Raw genomic sequence first — 20,336 nt, 5'->3', positions numbered from 1 at the left:
CCCGCGGAGCGGGTCCCCAAGCGCTGCGCGCTTGGAAGAGACAGGGCTCCGCTGCGCTCCGCCCTAGGGGGGAGCCTTGCTTCGCTCGGCGGCCGGCTTCGCCGGCTGGGGCCGGCCTTTGGCCGGAGTCCTGCGCTGCGCTGCGGACTGGTTCGGGGATTCCGCTGCGCTCCACCCCGGACGGCCCGCTCCGCGGGCCTGGGTGACCCCGTTTCACGGGGTCTGAGGCTGACGGTCGTTGGGTGGGTCCGCTCCGCTCCCCCACCCCAAAGCCATTCCAGCTGGCAGAGGGGTCAGCGTCGTCTTCTCAAATAGCCATGCCTATGCAGTTTGTAGATGACCCAGGGGGCAAGGGCAATCCACACCGCCAGGAACGCCCACTTGAGCCACGGAGGCCCCTCCGGCCTGTCGCCCTGCGCCAACTCTGAGGCAACCAACATGAGTGAAGTCATACCCCTCAACTGCCCGGCTTCCAGAGCCACACACGCCCCCCAGGCACCCACCGGCCGCCCCCCTCACACAGGCCAGGGGGCAAGAGAGGTTCAGCTCGCTCCACGGCCCGGCATGAGCCTGTTCCACAGGATTCGGCTACCGAACCGTTGGGCGGGGCTACTGCCGTCGGTCGCGGTACGGGACGAATGCGACGGAGCGGTCAGGACCGGATTCGAACCAGCGTCACCCCCCCCCTTTTTGAAGGGAAGTGCGTCGACCACTGCGCTACCTGCCCCCTGCGCCAACAAGCACAAGCTACCCGACCGCTACCGGGATATCTGTGCGACTACTGATGCTGGCCGGGCGCCGGCGCCCGCACCGCCACACTGCCGCGGGCTGCCGCGCTCACGAGGAAGGGCCCCGCAATATTTCGGCGGCGGCAGTCGCCCCCGGGTGGCAGTCTGGGCCGATGCCCACCTGGACTCCGTCGGCCGTACTGTTCGACAACCTGCGTTATCTGCTCAACGAGTGGGATCCGATCGGCGTCGCCGACCTCTCGCATGACGAATATGACTGCATGTTCGCCCCTTTGTTCCAGCGCCTCCGCCGTGGCACCACGCGGGCGGAGATCGGCGAATTCCTCTGGTATGAGCTGGAGGACCACTTCGGACTCGACCCCGCCGACCACCAGACCGATGCGATGGCCGACCGGCTGATCGCCTGGTGGTCCGCCGTGGACCCGGCCCCGCACGCCGGCAGGACACCAGCGACCTGAGAGCCGCCAGGACTGCCGACGACCAGGTGCGCCGGGCGGCCCGCGCCAGACAAGATCCGAAAGAGACGGCCTACTGCTTCATTTCTCCAACGCGGATAGACAATGGCCTAGGGGGCATCCCCCGCTGGGGCCTGGATTGCCACCTACGGTCTGGGTGCCACAGCCATCTGCCCAGTACTACGCCACGTCCCGTCGTCCAGGCCAACTCACCCAGTGACACCAACCTCACCGCATCGCACTGCCCCCCACCAAGCCACACACACCGGCCTGACCACCACAAACCAAGCACCACCTCGTGAGGACAACCTCTGCGGCCCCATGGACGGCCAAACGCCGCGTAGCACACTGGCCGACGACACACGCGGCCGAGCTGGAGGAGCTGGGGATCGTGTGGGATACCGCCGACGCCGGCTTCGCCGAGAACCTCGCCGCCGCGCGGGCCTACTTCACACTGCACGGGACCCTGGCCGCCCCACGGCACCCGACCGCCCTGGACAAAGCCGCGGGGCAGTGGTTGACGAACAGCCGGCGCCCCGGCGGGCTCGCGAAGGACCCCGACCGCGCCGGTCGGCGGGCGGAGAAGCTCGCGGCCGTCGATCCGGACTGGAACCCGCGCAAGCTGGGGTGGACGACTGGCAGCGGCACTACGCCTACCTCGCCCAGCTCCTCGCGGGCCGCGCCCAGCTCGCCGACGTCGTGCCCGGGGCCACCCTGCACGGCGACGACCTCGGCCGCTGGCTCACCGCCTAGCGCCGGGACCTCAGCAAGCTGAACCAGGAGCAACAGCGCAGGCTCGGCAAGCTGGACGTGAAGAAGGCCGTACGGGCACGCAAGGCCGCCGTGACTCCGGGCCGGGCGCGGGCGGCGGGGCGTTTCAGAAGGGCATCACGGCCCTGGCGCAGTACGTCGCGCGGGAGGGACGGCTGCCGGGGTGCGGTGTGGTCGAGGTCCTGCCCGTACGGGGATCTGGATCGGGAATCAGAAAGCGCGCCGCGACCGGCTCGACCCGGCGCAGCTCACCGGGCTCGCCCAGCTGGGAGTGGAATAGGCCCGCCGGGTGATTGACAGGACGCCGGCCAGCAGCGGCGCCACCGTCCCCTGGGCGACGATCTGGAGTGCCGCCTCCTTGTCGTCCTGGTACTCGGCGGCAGCCCGCTCAGTCCCCAGGAACTGAACGACGCTCGCGTCAGATCCGGTCAGCGCTCGCTCGGCAGCAGCCCGGACGGCCGGGCCGCCCGACTTCCAGAAGCCACGACCATCCCCCGCTGGGTGGCACCCAGACCGGTGGCCGGCGGGTCGGCGGCCCCCGCGGGCGGCGCCGACACGAGGCCGGAGAGCAATGCGAACGAGAGCAGTCCGGTAACCAGCATGCGTGCGCGGCCGGATCTCCCTTCGCCTCGCCGACCCTGAAGTATCTCTGAAGGCAACAGACTTCCCCCTACTCGATTCCACATCGCCGATTTCCGCAAAGGGGATGAGCCTAACGAAGGAGGAGAGCGGTGATCACCATTCCGGTGGTCGAGGTGCCCGGGTGTGGGAGTGGTGATGGCCACAACCCGGCTTTGCCAGGGCCTAGCTGACGATACGACAGTTATGTTCCCTTTTGAGCGCGAGTTATCTGCCGAGCATCGTGCAGATTACTATTCCCATGATCGCCAGGGCTCTTGCGGCTGATTCCGCGCCCTCTCATGGCGCATCGATTGTCCGCCCGCCGGGCGGCTGTTCCCTCACTACGAAAGTGACCCCATGGCTTTGCAGAAACGACGGCTGCTGCCCATCGCGGCGACCGTGGCCGCTGCGATTCTCGGCACATCGGCTGCTCCCACCGCCGCCGCCGTGGCAGAACCGGCGGCCAACGCCGCCGCACCGGTTGCAGTCGAGAACGGCGCCTACCCCGGCGCCGACGCGGTGCTCGCCGCGACCGGCGCCAAGCTGATCAGGGGCGACGGCGGGATCACCCACGTCCCCTGCGACGCACCCCACCAGATCGCGGTGTGGGCCCGTCCCATCACACTGCCGCTCTACCGCATATGCTTCCGCGCTCCCGGCGCCACCGGAGTCCTCGCACTCACCGTCGCAGACACGTTCCGCATCCAGACCACCGGGCGAGACCTGCGCGCCAGCCTCACAACGGACGGCAAGAACGAAACCGTCGACGTCAAGCGCGACACCGTGGTCGGCGTGGGCGAGGGCACCAACGAGGACGCCAAGTCCACGCTGCTCGAATTGCGCGTAACCGGCGCCGCCGCCACACCTCCTGGTGTGTCCGTCGACATCAGCGGGCTTGCGTTCAGCGGGAAACTCACCATCGGTGACGCCAAGCGCTCCTGCTCCGCGACGCTGGTCGACCCGCAATGGGTCCTCTCCGCCAAGAGCTGCTTCGCCGACGACCCCACGCAGATCAACGAGGTGGCCGCAGGGGCTCCCAAGGACAAGACGACCGTCGTGGTCGGCCTGCGCGACCTCCCCCTGCTGGGGGGTCACACAAGCGACATCGTGGAACTGGTCCCGCATCCCGACCGGGATCTGGTCATGGCCCGTCTCGCCAAGCCCGCTTCCAACATCACGCCCGCCCTTGTCTCCTCCACGGCTCCCACAACGGGCCAGCAACTGACCGTAGCCGGTTTCGGGCGGACCAAGACCGAATGGGTCCCTGCCTCACGCCACGAGGCCGCCTTCACGGCCGGGACCACCACGGCGACCGGCTTTGACATCACCGCGAAGACGCCGGCGGACGCCACCGTGTGCGCGGGTGACGCCGGCGGCCCCGCGGTGCGTCAGGTGGACGTCCGCGAGTACGTGCTCCTCGGTGTCGTCAGCCGATCCTGGCAAGGCGGTTGCCTGGGCAGCGCCGAAACCCGAACCGGCGCATTCGTGACCCGGGTCGACAACCTGGGCGAGTGGGTTCAGCAGACCCGAGCCCTGGCACCGGGCTGGAAGACCGAGGCCCTGGTACAGGCCGGCTCCAGCCTCTTCCAGGGCATTCGTCTGGCCGACGGCTCCTGGACCGGGTTCACCGACGTCCAGACCATGGCCAACAGCATCGGTGGTATCCGTACCGCGGCCGCTGCCGGCATCGAGGGCGCCACCCACGTCCTGGCGGTCAGCAACACCGGCGGCCTGTTCCACACCGTCCGCAACGCGAACGGCACGTGGACCGGCTTCGGCGACGTGTTCCCGATGACCAACTCCCTCGCAGGCCTCACTCAGGTGTCGGCCGTATCCATCGGTGGCGACCTCCACGTCGTCGCGGTCGCCAGTGGCAAGGTCTTCCACGCCGTGCGCAAGGCCGACGGGAACTGGACCAAGTTCGGCGATCTCGCACCGGTCGCCGGCCCGATCGGCACCGTGACCTCCGTTGCGACCGCTGCCACCGCCGGAGGCCAGCTCCAGGTCGTTCCCGTCGCCGGCGGCAAGGCCTACCACACCGTCCGCAACGCCTCCGGGCAGTGGAGCATCTGGGGCGACATCGCGGGAGCCGCCGGATCCACCGACCCCATCAACTCGGTGAGCATGGCCGGCATCGGTGGCGACGCCCACATCGTCATCACCACCGACAACGGCATCCGCCAGTACCACGGCATGCGCAATGCCAACGGCACATGGGAGCGCTTCGCCGAGCTGAAGGACATCTTCGGAACCATCACCGCCAAGTCCGCGGCCGCAACAAGTGTCAATGGTGAACTCCAGCTCACCGTCACCACCACTGACGGCAAGCTCCTGCACACCACACGCCGCACCGACCGCACCTGGTCGTCGACCACACCGGTCAGCCTCCAAGGCATCGCGGGCACTCTGGGTACCCTCAGCACCACCGGCACCCTCTGACCTAAGGGCTGTCCCGTAAATGATCTCGAGTCGCCGGGGCCGGGCAGCCGCGGTCGGGGCCGCTGGCCTATCCGGCGAGGGCGAGGTTGTGCATGCGTGCGACGCCGAGCATGGCGTGGTGGACGCCGTCGCCTTTGAGGCGGCAGTCGCGGAGGATCTTCCAGGTCTTCATGCGGGCGAAGACGTGTTCGATGCGGGCTCGGACCTGCCTGTGGGACTTGTTGTGTTCCTCTTTCCACTCCGGCAGTTCAGTCTGGCCGCGCTCGCGGCGGTGAGGGATGAGGAGTCCGGTGCCTGGGTAGCCGCCGTCGGCGATCGTGAGTGTCTTGCCGACGGCGGCTTTGGCGCCGGACTCCTCCCAGGCCTTGCAGTCGTTGCGGTTCCCGGACAGGGGCCGGCCGACCGCGACGACCAGGCGGGTGTCGGCGTCTATGACGACCTGGTGGTTGGTGGAGTACCGATAGTTCTTCGAACGCTCGGCGATGGTGTGATCCCGGGTGGGGACCAGGGTGCCGTCCACGATCAGGACGGTGTCCTTGGCGAACCGCTTGCGAGGCTGGAGCGCGAGCATCGGTCCGAGGTGGTCGATGATGCGGTCCGCAGCCGACTTCGAAACCCCGAACAGTGGGGCGAGCTGGCGCATGGTCAAGTTGGTGCCCCAGTACGCCGCGACCAGCAGAACCCGGTCCTCCAGCGGAAGGCTCCACGGTCGGCCCTTGCGGACCGCGTCCGCACCCTCCCGCCGCAGAACTGTCACCAACTTCCCGAAACAGCGCGGGCTCAGCCCGGTGAACGGGGCTATCCAGGACGGCTCCGATGCCGTGATCACACCAGCCACAACAAGATCATCTCACCCGTGACCAGCAGTTACGGGAACCCTTAGGCCGATGTCTGGCGGCGAGTCTTGGCGCCAGGCATCGGCCATACTGCGGCGCTGCAACAAGCTGCTCTCAAAAGACGGGCGCCTGCTCCGCGGCAGCCAGGTACCGCGTCGGCTACCTGGCTGCCGACGGCGCCTGCGGCATCCGGTCTCCGGGCCAGCCGCCACCTCTACCGGACCGGGGACGGGTCCGCGCACCTTCACCTGTGGTTCTACGCCCGGCCCGAGAGGCAGACCCAGCTATACGGGTCGTGGCGGCGTCTCTAGTACTGCAACGGCGTTTGGCGTGACTGGTTGCCAGGGTGGTCGCTGGTCTGGTCATGGGTGGGGTGCTTGGTGATGTGAGGGCGTGGGCGGCGGGTCTGTCGACCAGCGAGGTGGCCGAGCGGCCCGTCAGCGTGGCCGACAACAGCACCACCGGCGGGCGCAGAGCCCCCAGCCACTCCAGCAGCCGGACCATCAGCTGATGCATCCACGGACCGTACGCGTGCGCGCCCGTGGGCGAGCGCGAGCGCCACAAGCGTCCACCGCGCCGTCCGGTCAGAGGTATGTCAACGGCACCGACCTTGAACGGCAAGCTCAGAGCGGGGTATCGGTTCTGTCCAGGAGCTCGTGCATGGCCGATGGGGGGAGGCTGGGGTTCCTGGCCGCTGCGGGAACGGGTGCCGGGTTGGCCAGGAGCTCTTTGATTCGTGCCACTGGAAGATGGGGGTGTTGGGCGGCTTGTTCTTGTGTTTCAAGGTCGCGGCTTAGCCGGTCGAGGAGCAGAGGGTCGAGGGCTGGGTCGCGTAGTGCCAAGCGGCGGCGGACGGGATCGGGCGAGTGCCCGAAACGGGCAGCCAGCCCTTGGGTGGGGAACCCTGGATGTGTGATGAGCATCTGCGCGGCTCGATGCTGCCGGCCTAGGTACAGGTCGAGGAGCAGCTCGGGGGGTGGCGTGGGCTGGGACTCGCATAGCAGCAGTCGGACAGCGAAGTCCTCGTCTCGGGCAAGCAGCTCGACCATGTCCTGTGGGAGCCCGGGGCATGCTGCGGCGCTGCGGCGCAACCATGGGTGTGCTGACGTCGCGCACCGTCGAAGGATGTCGGGTTCTTCGTTGGCGTTCAGAACCCATCCCAGGGCCGGGAGGTGTGTCTGCGGATCGACTGTGTAGTCGATGGCAGCGCGGTCCTCCTCGGTCAGTTCTGGGCGGGCCGAGACGATGAGGCGCACGTAGGGGTCTGATGAGGTGGCCATCCGCTCTACCAGATCGGGCGGGATGTGCAGGTTTGCAGCGATGGCTCGCAGGTGCTTGCCGTCGGAGATCAGGCTCTCGGCCATTTTGGGGCTCAGCTTTCCGCGTGCAAGAACTTCGGGAATCCTCCACGAGTCTGCGAGGTCGGCGAGGAGCTGGGTGGTGAGTTGTTCGTCCGGACAGAGCACGCTGAGTTGTGCGGTTAGTCGCACATCGGCGTTGTCGTCGTGGAGCAGTGCCTCTCGAACAGGGTGAGGCAAGTCGTCCCATGCGCGGCACGATGCTTTTCTGAAGGCGGGGTCTGCATGATCCGCGAGAGCGGCCAAGATGTGGGGCGGCACCGTGGGGGAAGCGAGGGTTTCGCGACGGACGATCGCCCGCGGGTGTGTGAGCAGTCGGGCGTAGGCCCAGTCGGGCAGCGGTTCGACGGGTTTGCGGTAAGGCTGCGGTCCGAGAGCGAGCACGAGACTGTGGTCTGCGGAGAGGTCGTCAAGGAGACGGGCACGCTGGGTCGGGTCGGCGTTCGGGCTCTCGCCGAATATCTGCCGGACCTCGAGCTCCGGGTGCGCCAGAATGGCTTCGACAACCTGGGGGGGCAAGTTCTCGCGCTGCGCGACAGCGTTCCTGACTCGTCGGTCGGGTACGGCGAGCAGTCGCAGCAGCACACTGCTCGGAGCGGCCATGTTGCCGGCCAATGCCAGCAGTGCGCCTTGTACCTGATCGCTCATTCCTGCCCCCGAGAAACATGTCAAGCTCGCCCTAGTCGCGGCGCGTGCCCGATTGGGGCTCGGCTTGCGTCGGCGAGGGATGCCATATGTGTCGTGCCACATCGGGTTGCCGCTGCGTTGCGAGACGCCCTCCGTGCTCCTTGCCTACGGATGGTAGCCGACGTGTCATGGAGCGAGGGTACGTAAAGGGCGGGTTCGCGCTTGTCTGCGCGAACCCGCCCGCTGCTACGGTTACAGATCGTCTCTGACTTCCAGGAACGGGTCGCGGATGTCGACCCGCTTTCCCTTCCAGTAGAAGTGGATGCTGTCCCAACTGGTCCGAGTGCTACGCGGGCTGATTGTTGCTCTCACCACCGTGCCCAGCTCCCAGGCTGTTTGATTTCCTGACTCATTTCCAAGCCGCCAATTTCCACCCGCCATGGCCTTACTGCGCTCATACGTGAAATCAAATGCGGCCTGAGCGCTCTTGAATTCCAGCTTCTCCGCGTCGAGAAGACCGTCAAGAGCGAATGATATTTTGACTGAACCGTCTGCGGCAGCATCCTCGACGCCGTCCATCCACAGTGGCCGCCCTGTGCCGGCCGGGCCCGGCTGGCCCCAGGCTGGGCTATTCAGTGTGTACCATTTGACCTTCGGGTCCGCCGTGTTGAGGGCGTCCCTAAGGGCATCACCGCTGTTCTCGATTCGGTTGATACCCAAAACGATTCGATCACCCGCATTCACCACGCAGGCGGAATCGGCATTGTGCACGAGGACTGGGGTCTGCCCGGCGAGCACGTAGTAGGTGTGGACGCTATTGACGGTCAGGTTGTACGCGGGCTGGAGAGTTTTCCAGTGGTGGGCACCCTTGATGAGGGCCTGCCCCCCGGAAGGTGTGCGGAGGGTGTCTCCGGGGTTGAGGTCTCCCGCGTCTATCCATGCGCGGGACTTCTCTGACCAGAAGGGGTGGTGGTCGGTGGAGGTGATGGTGCTGGTGATGCCGTTCTCAGCGGAGATGCTGAGGTCGGTGAAGTCGCGGTCGTCGGGAGTGTAGATGGTCGCCTCGACGCGCTGTGGGCCTGTCGCACCAGTTTTTGGCTCGGTTGCCAGGACGTTGTCGCCGATGCGGACGTCTTGAATGGGGCGAGATGAGCCGTCGGCCATGAGCACCGGCGTACCGGCCGGGAAGCTGTGGCGCGTCAGGCAGGCCGGAAGACCCAGGTCTCCGACCTTGTTCCAAAGATCCTGCAGGGCTCCCCGGAATTTTTCGGTCTTGACTCCCCATTTCTCGAGCTTGGCGCCGAGCGCGGCCCAGCCACCGATCGGTATGGTCAGAGCGCAGGACCACGCGGCGTCCTTGTACTTGCTCGCATCGTCGAAGATCTTGGCTTCCAGGACGTACGTGCCGCAGTTGGCCAGGCTGACGGGGATCCCGACGATCGGCAGCGCCCCGTAAAGGTCCGCCCCCAGGTGCGCGAGCTCGAGTGCGATGCGCAGCTTCTCCTGCAGGGGCAGGTTGGCGAAGATGACCGCCCCCTTCGCCAGCGGCGGCAGGCTCTGGTACATATGCTCGTGCAGCGCCGCGATGTAGCGCTCGTTCCTCTGGCGCGCCGCCTCGTCCTTCTTGGCGTTCTCCAGCGCCTCGTTGAAGATGGTGACGACAGTGTTGGCGTCCTTGCCCGACCGCTCCGCCGATTCGCGCGCGGCGGTGGCGGCGGCGTAGGCCTGCGTGGCGCTCCCGGCAGCCGATACAGCGCTCGCCCGAGCCCAGGTCGCGGAATCAGAGGCCTGGTTGGCACTGATCAGAGCCCGTTGCTGCGCCTGGCCCGCTGCCTTTGCGGACTCGGCCGCCTTGGCTGCCGACTGCCCGGCCTGGGTTGCCCAATTCTGCGCCTGCTTTGCGGCCGCGTTGGCACGGTCGGCGCTGTTGTGCGCCTCCAGCGCGAAGGCCTGGGCTGCTTCGTTCGCATCGCGGGCAAGCGCATAGGCCTCGGCCGCCATGGCAGAGTTCTGCTGTGCCTTGGCTGCGACCTGGGCGGCTTCGGCGATCGTCTGCTGGATCTGGGTGACGTGCGTTGTGGTTAGGTGGTCTTGGCGTTGTGCCCGGTACTGGCCGCTCTGGACGAAGGCGCGCAGAACGGCGGGCGGGCTCAGGATGGCGGCCTCGGCAGCCGCCTTCACCTCGGGGCCCGCGGTCTGGGACAGCCGAGCCGCAAGTACGCGGTCGTCGGCTTCCCGGCCCTGGTACTGGGTGGTGGTGATGAAGTCGACAAGCGCCTTGGCGGTACCGGCCTTGAACGCGTTGTCGCCGGCCTGCTTGACTCCCGGGCCGCCCGCCTGGCTGATGCGGGTGACCTCGACCTGGTAGTCGACGAGCGCGGCCTCGTGTTGGCCGGTCTCCAGGAAGGTGTGGATCCGTGCCGCGTCACCTTGCAGTGCTTCTGAGGCCGCCTTGCGTACGGCCTCGTAAGGCGACTGTATTGCAAGGATTTTGACCTCGTCGGTCTCGTCCTGCTGTTGTGCCCGCTGCCAGCCCGTCCGGGCGTAGGCGATCGCAGCGCTGTCGGAGCCGGCCAGTGCCCACTCCGCGGCCGTGCGACTCCAGGAGCCGCCGAGCTTCATGGCGGTGACGGCCATGCGGCGGCTGTCGGTGACCACCTGAGCCAGGTCGGCACCGGGCTGGCCTGCCCGGGCGGAAAGGGCGGCGAAGTCGTCCTTGAGCTTCGTCGTTCCCGTCTGCGCCTTTGTGGCCTCTGCCTGGGCGGCGTTGTAGGCGGCGGTGAGGTCATCGGCCTGGTTGCGGCCGGCCGCCGTGCGGGCGGCGATTTCCTCGGCCTCGGACTTGCGGGCGAGTTCGTAGATCTTCTTCGCCTGGTCCACCGCTGCGGTTGCAGCTGCGGCGGCCGTGCTAGCGGCCTCGGAGTGGATCCTGGCCCGCTCGGTAGCCGCGGCTCCGACCGCAGCGTGCGCGGCCGCCTCCGCGGCAGCGTCAGCCGCCGCGCGTGCATGGGAAGCGGCGGACCGCGCGGCGTCGCGCGCATCGCGCGCGGCCTGGGCCGCGGCCGCAGCCCATTGGCGCGCGGCCGCAGCAGCGCGGGTCGCCTCCGCCAGGTAGCGGCGTGCTGCCGCTGCCGCGGCAGAGGACTGTCCAGAGGCTGCTCCGGCACGTGCGGCGTCCGCGTCGGCGTCGCTCGAAGCCTTGATCGCGTCGTTCACGTTGTCGGTGACCTGGGACACCGCGTCGGCCATCGCCACAACGGCGTCGGCGGCAGCCGCGGCGCGGTTGGCCCACTCGCCGGCCAAGGCGGACTTGTCCGCGGCCAGGCGAGCGTCGTGGATCGTGCCCTCGTCCACCTTCTGTGCCGCCGCGGCGCTCAGTGCCCGGGTGGCGGCCCGGGCCGCCCCGGCCGCGGCGTTCGCCGCGTCGGCGGCGGCTGCCGCCGCCAGACGGGCTGCGGAATTGGCGGAGCGTGCTGCGGTGATCGCCGTCTGCGCGGCGTCGGCTGCGCGGCGGGTGGCCTCAGCCGCACGGCGCGCGGCCTCTCCAGCGCGCGCGGCATCTCCCTCGGCGAGTTTGGTCTCCTCGGCAGCTTTGTTCGCGGCCTCCTTGGCCAATCGAGCCGCCGACAGGGCCTGGGCGCAGGCCTCCTTGGCGGCTGTTGCTTCCTGCTCGGCTTGCTGGCCGGCGGATTTGGCCTGGTCGGCGAGCTGGCTGACCGTCGCCGCTTCCTGGTCCTGGGCACGGGCGACGTGCTGGCCGAACGTCAGGAAATCTCGGACGTCCTCGATCGTGCCGTTCATGGCCATCGACGCGGCCCGCTTGGTGCTGGGCCCGCCGGCGCTCTCTATCCGGGTGACCTGGACAAGGTCATCGGCGTCGCGCTGTTCGAACTGGACGCGTCCCAGAAAGTCCTTGACCTGCTTGATCGACCCGTTCAGGGCCGCGTCACCAGCGGTCTTGACTCCCCGACCGCCCGTGTTGGCGATCCGCGTGGCCGCCACCACCTGGTCCTGCTCCAGGGGTGCCTTCCAGCCCTCCTTCAAAAAGGCGTCGAGCTCCTGCGGGGTACCCGAGATGGCACGCTCGGCGGCCTCGCGCAATCCGCGCCCACCCTGGGCGATGACTTGGAGCGCCGCCTCCTTGTCGTCCTGGTACTCGGCGGCAGCCCTAGCGGTCTGCAGGAACTCAACTACGCTCGCGTCCGATCCGGTCAGCGCCCGCTCGGCGGCGGCGCGGACGGCGGGCCCGCCACTCTTCCAAAAGCCGACGACCATTCCGCGTTGGGTAGCACCCAGACCGGTGGCCGGCGGGTCGACGGCCGCCGCTGGCGGCGCCGACATCAAGCCGGATACCAACGCCAGCGAAAGCAGTCCCGCACGCACCACACGTGCGCGGACCGATCCCCCTCCGCCTCGCCGGCCCCGAAATATTGCAGATGGCAACAGACTTCCCCCCACTCGATCCCACATCGCCGATTTCGGCGAAGGTGAGCGTAGCGAAAGAGGGGGAACCGATGATCACTGCCTGTCCGTGGAGCATTCAGGAGCCGTGGTGACGGAGGATGCCAACCACACGCGGATGACGTTTAGCTGACGTTCCGTCACCTATGTGCCGTTTTAACGTGACGATCTACCAGCCATTTCGGACTTTACTATTTGCGACGGACGCACCGACTACTGGACCGTCGCCGACAACGGCACCATCAACGTCCACCTCAACCGCGGAGGCGCCCCTCCGGGTCGGGCGGCTGGCTCAAGCTCGGCCAAGTCGCCACCGGCACCACCACCGACCGCTCCCGTATATGCCTAGCCGACTTCGACGGCGACGGCCGGGCCGACTACTGGACCGTCAACGCCAACGGCAGCCTCACGACCTACCTCAACCGCGGCGGGGACCGGCACGGCGGCTGGCTAGGGGGTAGCCAGACCGCGTCCGGCCTGACCACCGACCACCCCCACGTCCAACTCGCCGATGTCACCGCTGACACCCACGCCGACTACCTACTACAGGAGCCCGACAGCCACACCGTCCTCTACGCACGCCAGCAGCCAGGGCGCGGGGGTGAACCCGGTCTGCACCGCGTCGCCCCACTGGGGCGCCAAGTAGGCCAGGAGGGTCACGGGCACCGGGCTGAGCAGGGCGGCGGCCACGAGTAAGCACGCCGGCCACACGGGCCGGGCAGGCGCCGGCTGCGGGCACGAGCAGGACGGGTTCACGACGGGTTCGGACATGGCAAAGCCCCCCAAGGAGTCAGGACGAACCGCCAGGAATCGGGGCGGACCCCGGGCGGTGAACGGACTCTGCGACAGCCGGGTGTTAGCCCCGCAAGCCTCTACAAAAGCCCAGGCCAAACACCGCACGATGGAAGCGCGAGGCGGGCTCTACACCACGGCCCCCTTAGACCGACCGGCAATAGGCGCCCGGGAGGTGGCGGGCATCAGAACGGCCACGGGTCCACGTGATCATGGAGTTCTCTACGTTCAGTAATCACATGGGCGGCCTGGCCGCGCTGCTGTTTTGCCTGCTTGAACCATCCCAGATAGCGGTGCAGGGTGGATCTATGACATGGACAGCACCGCCGGTCGAGTGCACCAAGCAGCTGGGCGGCCTGGGTACCGTAACTGAGCGTCAGATGTTGGAGGGTTGGCTGAGCTGGCACCGGGAAACGTTGCTGGCCAAGTGTGCCGGGCTTGAGTCGGCCCAATTGGCGCGGACGACCGTAGAGCCGTCGAACCTAACCCTCCTTGGTTTGGTCCGGCACATGGCGGAGGTAGAGCGATGGTGGTTCCGGCGAAGCTTCGCAGGTGAGGCTATCGGCGATGTTTTCACCGGCCCGTCAGATGGCAATGAGGGGCTCGACGGAGTCCACGCAGCCGATGCGGAGAGAGACTTCGGATTGTTCCAGACCGAGGTCAAAGCGTGCGACGCGGCGGCGGCCGGGCACGACCTCGACGAGACCTTCATGTCCTCTCGCGGAGTTTCCCTCAGCCTGCGCTGGGTCTACGTGTTGATGATCCAGGAGTACGCCCGCCACAACGGCCACGCCGACTTCCTGCGGGAGCGGACCGACGGGGCAACGGGTGACTGAGTTTCTTTCTCAGACCGGTCCGGCAGCAGGTGCCCGGGAGATGGGATGAGCATCAGAACGGGCACGGGCCCACGTGATCATGGAGTTCTCTACGCTCAGTGATCACGAAGGACAGCCGTGCCCGCACTGCCATCTTGCCTGCTCGAACCCCTCTGGAACCAGTTCATGGCACTCCTGCCCGCGCGGGAGGAGTTCGCCGCGGGCCACCCGCTTGCCTGCCACCGCCGCCGTGTCCCCGACCGGACTGTGTTCGAGCACGTGGTGCTCGCTTTGGTCCACGGCTCGGGCTACGAACGGATCTCCAGCCCCGGATGCTCTGACCGGACCATCCGTCGACGTGTCAAAGAGTGGGCTGAGCAGGGGATATCCGAAGTGGTGCACGTTCTCGCTCTGGAAGCGTACGACCGGATGATCGGCCTGGAACTGTCCGAGATATCCGTGGATGGTTGCATCACCAAGGCCCCGTGTGGCGGCCAGAGTGCGGGCCGGTCCCCGGTGGACCGCGGGAAGCAGGGCCTGAAACGCTCGGTCGCCACTGATGCCCGCGGCGTCCCGCTCGGCCTGGTCGCGGCGGGAGTCAACCGCCACGACTCGCCCCTGCTCGGACCGACCCTCCACGCAGCCATGGACCAGGTCGGGCCGCTGCCGGGCGACGTGAACGTCAACCTCGACCGGGGCTATGACAGCAACACGTCCCGCGCTCTGCTCCGGGAGTTGGGCTTCACTGGTGAGATCGCACGCAAGGGCGTGCCCGCCCCGATCCAGGCCAGCAAGCGGTGGGTCGTGGAACGAACGCACTCGTGGATGAACAGCTACGGCAAGCTACGACGCTGCACCGAGAAGAACAACACCGTCGTCGGCTTCTACCTCCACCTGGCCGCAGCACTCGTCACCATCCGCATGTTGATCCGCCACGCCACCATTCACTACCGCTGGGATGAGCGTCCCACCGCGCGCCGCCTCAAGTGATCCATTTGCCGGTCGGTCTAAAACGAGATATCCAACCGCTCGACTGCCTCGACTCGGACCTTCAGGCCCGCGCGTCCGCCGCCTTCGACGCGGAAATTAGCGTCCGCTATAGCCTCGGCGACGGCGTCGTGCAGCTCGCTGTCCGTCGCGCTGGTGTCCCTGGCGGCGAGGATCTTGGCGGCGTGGGAGGGCGATAAGACGACCTGGATGTCCCGCATCCGGCCCGCGTCAGAGCCTTCCGTACCGAACCCGAAGTAGGCGGTGGTGGAGATGACGAGACCCGTCGAGCTGGCCGCGCGCTGCCTTGCCTGCGCTTTGGCCTGCGGTTGCCACTCCGCTTCGGTCTCCTGCGCCAGGGCGGCCTGGAGGCGCTTCTGTGGCTTCTTCGTGACTCCGGAGAGGTAGCGGTCCACCGTCTTGCGGGAGACGCCCAGGCGCTCCGCCAGCAACTTCGAGGTGCCCTCGCGCGTGCGAAGGTTTTCATCTGGGCCCGCGCGGATTTGGGCGCGGGACGGGTGAACAGGGTGCGCTCCGCGCGTCGCAGGCCGTCGAGGATCTTGTCGCGCAGCAGGGCCCGCGCTGCGGTGTTGTCGTTGCTCATGCCTGGAGCTTCGACGATCTTCCCTGTGGATCAGGGACGAGGTTCGGGGCAGACACTGCCTCAGGGGGTCGTGCAGGGGCCGTGCCAGTCGACGCACAGCACGGTCGCGTCGTCCCGCGGGGGCCGGCCGTCATAGGCGTCGGTGACCGCGCCGACCAGCGCGCGTACAACCTCCCGCGGGTGCTCGTCGGCCGTCTTGCGGAGGAGGCCGGGCAGGTCGACTGCTTCGGCTTCGCGTTCCTGCATGCCGTCGGTGTGGAGCAGGAGGCGGTCACCAGGTTGCAGGTCGAGGTTCTGGACCTGGTAGATGCCCGGGTGGTGGCCGAAGCCGAAGGGCATGTTCACGGCCAGGTCGAGTTCGGTGACCGTGCCGTCGCGCAGGCGCAGCGGTTTGGGGTGGCCGGCGTTGACGAGCTGGGCGCCGCTTCCGTCGAGGGCGATGCGCAGGAGCTGGCCGGTGACGAAGGTGCGGTGGCCGTGGTCGAGGAGGACCTGGTGGCTCTGGCGGGCCTGCTCGGCGAGGTCCTCTCCGGCTCGGCGGGCACCGCGAGAGGCGTTGACCAGGAGGGTGGCCATCAGGGAGGCGTGGACGTCGTGGCCCATGGCGTCGGTGATCGACAGGTGCAGGGTGTCGTTGTCGAGGCTGTAGTCGTAGGTGTCACCGGCGATGGTGGCGGCCGGTACCAGGGCGCCGGCCAGCGTGAACTGGGGGGCTTCGCAGGAGGCGGCGGAGGGCAGGAGCTGGCGCTGGATCTCGGCGGCGACGCTGACGGTGGTGGTGCGGTTGCCCCAGTGGTAGAGGTCGGTGAACCGGCGGTCGGTGACGATGATGTAGGCCAAAGCGTGCGCCGCCTCCTCCACCTGCGCCAGGACATCCGGGGTGGCCTCGGTGAGGAACAACTCCAGGACGCCGACGGTGTCGCCGCGGTTCGTCACCGGGGCCAGGACACGCTGCCCGTGATCGCCCTCCGGCGCCCGCACCAGCTTCTGCGTGCGCAGGACCTCGCTGTAGATGCTGCTGTCGACCAGCGGGATCCGCTCGGCGCGGTCTTCCAGATGCGTGCCCCCTGTGTCGTGGACGCGCAGCATGCGCCGGCCCACGATGTCGACGAACAGGAACGACACATAGCGGGCCCCGAACCGGTCGCGCAGATTACGCGCGACAACGTCGAGTGAGTCCACAGGCGCGGCAGTCTCCGCCGCGGCCAGCACCTCGGCCAGCCCGATCCGGTCACGCGCCACGCCAGCCTCCACAAGTCTTGGACCATAAAACGATACGTGGCCTATCGAGGTACCGATCGTGCTTCTGCGATCCACCGCATCGCCCAGATAGCCGCACACGGCCTGCCGCTGCGGCAGCTCTGGGAACCATGGTGGTCACCTGGCCGGCCAGCATGCCCCGCGCTCGATGCGGACAGGCCCTGCTCGGCGCTGGCGGAACCGGGGCGCTGCCGTCCCAGGCATACAGCGCGGGCCCCGGCAGGAGGCGCCGGGCGGTCATCGGTCCCCAGTGCGCGTACCGCTTGGACGCTACCGACAGCACGGGCAGGGGGTACTCCCCTTACGCCGCAACGTCAGCCCGGTCGGTCAGGTTGGTGCTGGGGCGCCAGCGAGCCGCACACCCGGCCGGGGGAACGTCGCGCCAGGATGAGGAGCCCCGAGGGCTCCTGCGCCCGGGCGGAAGGAGAGCGCATTGATCACCACGAACGTCCAGCGCCACGGCACGGTCCTGGTCAGCGTCACCGGGGCACTCGATGAGGACACGGGCGCAGCGCTCCAGCGGGCGCTGGACGACGTTACCGCCGAAGGGCGTGACTTCATGGTCGATCTGCACGGCGCGATGTCCATGGACGCCGCCGGTCTGCTCCACCTCCTGGCCCTGCACCGGCGGGCGGAGAGCCTGGGCCTGCGCGTCACGGTCGTCGGCTGGCAGCCCCAGCCCCAGCCCCAGCCCCAGCCCCAGCAGCTCATGGCCGACGTCGTCGGCATCCGCGGGCGCGGCTCGGCCACTGGAGAGCGGTACGCCGTGGCGGGGGGCGGCTCGCTTTGAGGTGCTGGTGTCTGGCAGCTGCCTGGCATGCGCCTCACAGGGGAACGTTCCCCGTGGGCGGGTGCGTGATGACCGCGGTGGTCCTGCGATCACCCGTTTGCGTGTCGATGATATTCGCACCGGACGTGGCGCCCTGAGGCTCGGGGCCGGCTGCGAAGGGGCCCTCGCGCGTCGGCTGGATCAGGAGCCATCGTCGTCGTAGTTGTCCCGGCTGCCGGACTTGGCCAGCCCGCGGCTGATCATGTAGCCGACGGTGAGGATCACGATGTACAGCCAGGCTTTGTCGGCGCGGAAGTAGTCGAGGTGACCCTCTTCGGTGCCCACCAGCATGGAGGCGATCAGGACCGCGACCACGCAGGCGATGTAGGCGAAGAACTCCGTCGTCTTCAGGGCCGACTTCGTCTCGGTCGACAGACGACGCGTCCGATGTCCGGAAACGTCGGCACTGCCGGTCCGGCGACCTGCGGGGCTGCCACCCGGGTTCGCAGTAGTCATGTCTGTCCAATCCGTTGTGCGAAGCATGGAAGTGCTCCGCGGCCGGAACACGCCGAGATCGACGCTTTCCCACCCAGCGACTACCCGCAAAAGTGCGAGTAAATACCACGTAAAGGACAAAATGAGCGGATCGGTCTTTCAGGATGGGGCAGCGCTGTAGGGCTGGGGGACCGCCTGATTTGTAGGTGATAAGCGGATCCCGGACCGTCACGGATGAATGCGGCGACGCCCCGCCGGCGGCTGAGGGCCGCCTGCAGGGCGTCGGGGGATGTGGGCGGCTCAGATCGGGCGGATGTTCTCCGCCTGCGGGCCCTTCTGGCCCTGGGTGACGTCGAACTCGACCTTCTGGCCCTCTTGGAGTTCGCGGAAGCCTTGGGCGGCGATATTGGAGTAGTGGGCGAAGACGTCAGCGCCGCCACCGTCCTGCTCGATGAAACCGAAGCCCTTCTCGGCGTTGAACCACTTCACGATGCCCGTAGCCATGCTGTTCTCCTCGACGTGCGCGGCCGCTGGCGCCCGCACTGTGCGACCGCCGTGCCCGACCGGCCTCGCCCGATTGCACTCCCGGGCGGTGAGACGAACCGTGACCGCGAGCACGGGCCGGCAACGGCTCGGAACCACGACTGCTCCTGGTGACCACGCTATCGTCCACGGGGATCCTGCCCCGCAAAGGACACGGGCCCGCACGTCACCGCGGGCATCCGCGTTGCCCACGCGGTTCACCAAAAATGGATCTCTCCACGCGATTCCGCAGAAGATCCAGCGCATACGGGTGGCGGGCGCCACTCCGCCGGTGTGGTGGATACCCGGACCAACGGCCGCGGGTGTGTTCTGGTCCGGCCTGGTCGCCCCGGGAAGGGCGGCTGTGGCTCGCCGCCCCCACCCCCGGGGCTTGCCGTCACGTCACCGGCCCCCGGGGCGGGGAGAGCGAGCCCCGAAGTGGGCTGATCCGACGTCGCCCCCACCTCGGTCAGGATCGCCGTCCTGGTTTGTTGTCCGGTGGCATGCACGATCCGTCTCGCAGGGGCGCTGAAGGGCCCGGGCGAGGCTGGCCGGGGTCAGGTTTCGGCGCGCCAGGCGCCGGTCTGGGTGCGGCTCTCCTCGATGAACTTCTTGAACCGCTTGAGGTCGCCGGTGACCTTGCGGTCGATGAAGCCGAACTTGGCGGCCATCGTCTGTGCCAGTCCGTCGGGATCGAAGTCCATGCGCAGGGTGACTTCGACGCCCACAGACTGCTCGGTCTCTCCACCGACGGTGACCCAGGCAATCCGCTCGTCGGGGACCTGCTCGGTGATCTCGGCATCGAACTCCTGATCCACCCCGCCGCTCTTGGTCACCCGGTGGGTGAGAGCGTCATCGACCTGCTCGACACACTGCACGCCGTCCATGAACAGCGGGAACGTCTCGAACTGGGTCTACTGGTTGTAGGCGGTGCGCACAGGGACATCGACCTCGATGGATTCCTCGACCTTCGACACGGAGCATCCTTCCTCTTCGCCGGCCAGGCGGTGTCCGGCCGTAACGGGGAGCCGTTCCCCTGCCCGCTCCTGTGCCCCCGCTGTCCGCGCCCGTGCCTCCCGAACTGACACACTGACGCACTGACGGGACTGTCCGCCGGTGCGGTGCGATCAGGACAGTGCGGACGGTTTGCGAGGCGGGGGGATCTGCGGCAGCAGTTCCCACAGGGGCCGGGAGCCGGCGGCCCACTCGGCGAGGAGCTTGCGGTCCACCAGGTGCAGGCGCTGGTCTTTCGCGAAGTCCACCGCGTTGTTGGTGATGCGGCCGTTGGTCAGCATGACCAGCACGTCACCGCCGTGGACCTGGCGGCCGGTCCCGTTGAGGACGTGCAGGTCGGGCGTGCCGACCGGTTTCCCGGACGTGCCGTCCCTCCTGTGTTTGCACTGGATCACCCACCGGCGCCCGTAGGGGTCCGTCGCTTTCACGTCGGCTCCGTTGTCGCCGCGGCCGCCGACCTGCTGTGCGTCCTGGCAGCCGTCGCGGTGCATGAGGTCGCGTACCGCGAACTCGAACTGGCGGTGGTGCAGACGGTCCAGCTGGTCGACCGCGTACCGCAGACCCTGCGCCTTGATCTGCTCCCACCGTGCCGCCTCACTGCGGCGCCACCACCAAGTCGCCGCCGCAGTGGCCGCTGCCAGCAGGGTGAGGACCACGATCCAGGGGTGGGCGGCCAGCCAGCGCAGGACGCCCATCACCAGGCTCAGAGCGGCTACGGCGAGCAGGCCGATCAGCATCAGTTGTTCCAGGCCCGGGTCCTT

16 protein-coding genes and 3 pseudogenes are annotated in these 20,336 nt (G+C 68.0%); 8 read left to right on the top strand and 11 right to left on the bottom strand.

From position 1 onward, the window contains the following. Nucleotides 1-901 precede the first annotated feature (901 nt). From AMK16_RS30825 to AMK16_RS38215, 3 genes and pseudogenes are all read left to right on the top strand, one after another. Nucleotides 902-1,207, top strand: a complete 306-nt coding sequence (locus tag AMK16_RS30825) for a hypothetical protein (RefSeq protein WP_073920605.1) — start codon at nt 902-904, stop codon at nt 1,205-1,207. A gap of 295 nt (nt 1,208-1,502) precedes the next feature. After that, a pseudogene (locus AMK16_RS38675) lies at nt 1,503-1,793 on the top strand (helicase associated domain-containing protein); the annotation flags it as partial. 38 nt (nt 1,794-1,831) lie between these two features. Further along, entirely contained in the window at nt 1,832-1,957 is a 126-nt protein-coding gene (locus tag AMK16_RS38215; RefSeq protein ID WP_274535395.1) for a hypothetical protein, read from the top strand. Between the two features lie 228 nt (nt 1,958-2,185). Here the strand turns inward: AMK16_RS38215 and AMK16_RS38670 are convergent, their stop codons facing one another. After that, complete coding sequence (locus tag AMK16_RS38670) at nt 2,186-2,659, bottom strand: ALF repeat-containing protein (protein ID WP_073920604.1); 474 nt, start codon at nt 2,657-2,659, stop codon at nt 2,186-2,188. A gap of 294 nt (nt 2,660-2,953) precedes the next feature. Here AMK16_RS38670 and AMK16_RS30815 point away from each other — a divergent pair, with 294 nt between their 5' ends. Further along, nucleotides 2,954-5,035 (top strand): trypsin-like serine protease, encoded by a 2,082-nt coding sequence (locus AMK16_RS30815; RefSeq protein WP_143196916.1) that lies wholly within the window; start codon nt 2,954-2,956, stop codon nt 5,033-5,035. Nucleotides 5,036-5,102: 67 nt separating this feature from the next. On the opposite strand, the gene AMK16_RS30810 is transcribed toward AMK16_RS30815, so the two are convergent. From AMK16_RS30810 to AMK16_RS30795, 3 genes are all read right to left on the bottom strand, one after another. Beyond that, entirely contained in the window at nt 5,103-5,873 is a 771-nt protein-coding gene (locus AMK16_RS30810; RefSeq protein WP_073920602.1) for an IS5/IS1182 family transposase, read from the bottom strand. Between the two features lie 621 nt (nt 5,874-6,494). Beyond that, nucleotides 6,495-7,877, bottom strand: coding sequence for a hypothetical protein (locus AMK16_RS30800; RefSeq protein WP_073920600.1), 1,383 nt, complete (start codon nt 7,875-7,877; stop codon nt 6,495-6,497). Between the two features lie 231 nt (nt 7,878-8,108). Beyond that, nucleotides 8,109-12,131, bottom strand: coding sequence for a polymorphic toxin-type HINT domain-containing protein (locus tag AMK16_RS30795; RefSeq protein ID WP_158071267.1), 4,023 nt, complete (start codon nt 12,129-12,131; stop codon nt 8,109-8,111). A 381-nt stretch (nt 12,132-12,512) separates the two neighbouring features. On the opposite strand from AMK16_RS30795, the pseudogene AMK16_RS38665 reads away from it, so the two are divergent. Continuing rightward, nucleotides 12,513-12,848, top strand: a pseudogene (locus tag AMK16_RS38665) (hypothetical protein); the annotation flags it as partial. A gap of 12 nt (nt 12,849-12,860) precedes the next feature. Here AMK16_RS38665 and AMK16_RS37840 read toward each other — a convergent pair. Beyond that, a complete protein-coding gene (locus AMK16_RS37840) occupies nt 12,861-13,088 on the bottom strand; it encodes a hypothetical protein (RefSeq protein WP_242439008.1) in 228 nt (75 codons plus the stop codon). A 329-nt stretch (nt 13,089-13,417) separates the two neighbouring features. Between AMK16_RS37840 and AMK16_RS30785 the strand changes: the two genes are divergently transcribed. Both AMK16_RS30785 and AMK16_RS30780 read left to right on the top strand, forming a co-directional pair. Then, a complete protein-coding gene (locus AMK16_RS30785) occupies nt 13,418-13,945 on the top strand; it encodes a DinB family protein (protein WP_073920627.1) in 528 nt (175 codons plus the stop codon). Nucleotides 13,946-14,062: 117 nt separating this feature from the next. Next, nucleotides 14,063-14,914, top strand: coding sequence for an IS5 family transposase (locus AMK16_RS30780; RefSeq protein WP_073920597.1), 852 nt, complete (start codon nt 14,063-14,065; stop codon nt 14,912-14,914). Nucleotides 14,915-14,931: 17 nt separating this feature from the next. On the opposite strand, the gene tpg is transcribed toward AMK16_RS30780, so the two are convergent. Beyond that, nucleotides 14,932-15,363: a telomere-protecting terminal protein Tpg gene (tpg, locus tag AMK16_RS30775; protein ID WP_242439007.1), complete on the bottom strand. Its 432-nt coding sequence runs from the start codon at nt 15,361-15,363 to the stop codon at nt 14,932-14,934. Nucleotides 15,364-15,575: 212 nt separating this feature from the next. Continuing rightward, nucleotides 15,576-16,757: a PP2C family protein-serine/threonine phosphatase gene (locus AMK16_RS30770; RefSeq protein WP_073920596.1), complete on the bottom strand. Its 1,182-nt coding sequence runs from the start codon at nt 16,755-16,757 to the stop codon at nt 15,576-15,578. 451 nt (nt 16,758-17,208) lie between these two features. Between AMK16_RS30770 and AMK16_RS30765 the strand changes: the two genes are divergently transcribed. After that, the gene (locus AMK16_RS30765) at nt 17,209-17,565 is read left to right on the top strand and encodes an STAS domain-containing protein (RefSeq protein WP_073920595.1); all 357 of its coding nucleotides are present in this window, start codon (nt 17,209-17,211) and stop codon (nt 17,563-17,565) included. A 180-nt stretch (nt 17,566-17,745) separates the two neighbouring features. On the opposite strand, the gene AMK16_RS30760 is transcribed toward AMK16_RS30765, so the two are convergent. From AMK16_RS30760 to AMK16_RS30745, 4 genes and pseudogenes are all read right to left on the bottom strand, one after another. Continuing rightward, entirely contained in the window at nt 17,746-18,060 is a 315-nt protein-coding gene (locus AMK16_RS30760; protein WP_073920594.1) for a hypothetical protein, read from the bottom strand. Nucleotides 18,061-18,339: 279 nt separating this feature from the next. Next, entirely contained in the window at nt 18,340-18,543 is a 204-nt protein-coding gene (locus tag AMK16_RS30755) for a cold-shock protein (protein ID WP_057233722.1), read from the bottom strand. A gap of 575 nt (nt 18,544-19,118) precedes the next feature. Beyond that, nucleotides 19,119-19,538, bottom strand: a pseudogene (locus AMK16_RS30750) (SRPBCC family protein). A gap of 150 nt (nt 19,539-19,688) precedes the next feature. Next, nucleotides 19,689-20,312, bottom strand: a complete 624-nt coding sequence (locus AMK16_RS30745) for a restriction endonuclease (protein ID WP_079191831.1) — start codon at nt 20,310-20,312, stop codon at nt 19,689-19,691. Nucleotides 20,313-20,336 lie beyond the last annotated feature (24 nt).

It is taken from the genome of Streptomyces sp. CB00455 (assembly GCF_001905445.1).
Lineage (GTDB): Bacteria > Actinomycetota > Actinomycetes > Streptomycetales > Streptomycetaceae > Streptomyces.
The sequence above is the reverse complement of the archived record's forward strand: the minus strand, read 5'-3'. Positions and strand labels throughout refer to the sequence as shown.

Excerpts from the sequence above, each read along its gene's own strand:
- AMK16_RS30755 (WP_057233722.1), bottom strand. The coding sequence starts at position 18,543 with ATGGCTACGGGCATCGTGAAGTGGTTCAACGCCGAGAAGGGCTTCGGT.
- AMK16_RS30745 (WP_079191831.1), bottom strand. The coding sequence starts at position 20,312 with ATGCTGATCGGCCTGCTCGCCGTAGCCGCTCTGAGCCTGGTGATGGGC.
- AMK16_RS30795 (WP_158071267.1), bottom strand. The coding sequence starts at position 12,131 with ATGGTCGTCGGCTTTTGGAAGAGTGGCGGGCCCGCCGTCCGCGCCGCC.
- AMK16_RS37840 (WP_242439008.1), bottom strand. The coding sequence starts at position 13,088 with ATGTCCGAACCCGTCGTGAACCCGTCCTGCTCGTGCCCGCAGCCGGCG.
- AMK16_RS30800 (WP_073920600.1), bottom strand. The coding sequence starts at position 7,877 with ATGAGCGATCAGGTACAAGGCGCACTGCTGGCATTGGCCGGCAACATG.
- AMK16_RS30785 (WP_073920627.1), top strand. The coding sequence starts at position 13,418 with ATGACATGGACAGCACCGCCGGTCGAGTGCACCAAGCAGCTGGGCGGC.
- AMK16_RS30815 (WP_143196916.1), top strand. The coding sequence starts at position 2,954 with ATGGCTTTGCAGAAACGACGGCTGCTGCCCATCGCGGCGACCGTGGCC.
- AMK16_RS30760 (WP_073920594.1), bottom strand. The coding sequence starts at position 18,060 with ATGACTACTGCGAACCCGGGTGGCAGCCCCGCAGGTCGCCGGACCGGC.
- AMK16_RS30825 (WP_073920605.1), top strand. The coding sequence starts at position 902 with ATGCCCACCTGGACTCCGTCGGCCGTACTGTTCGACAACCTGCGTTAT.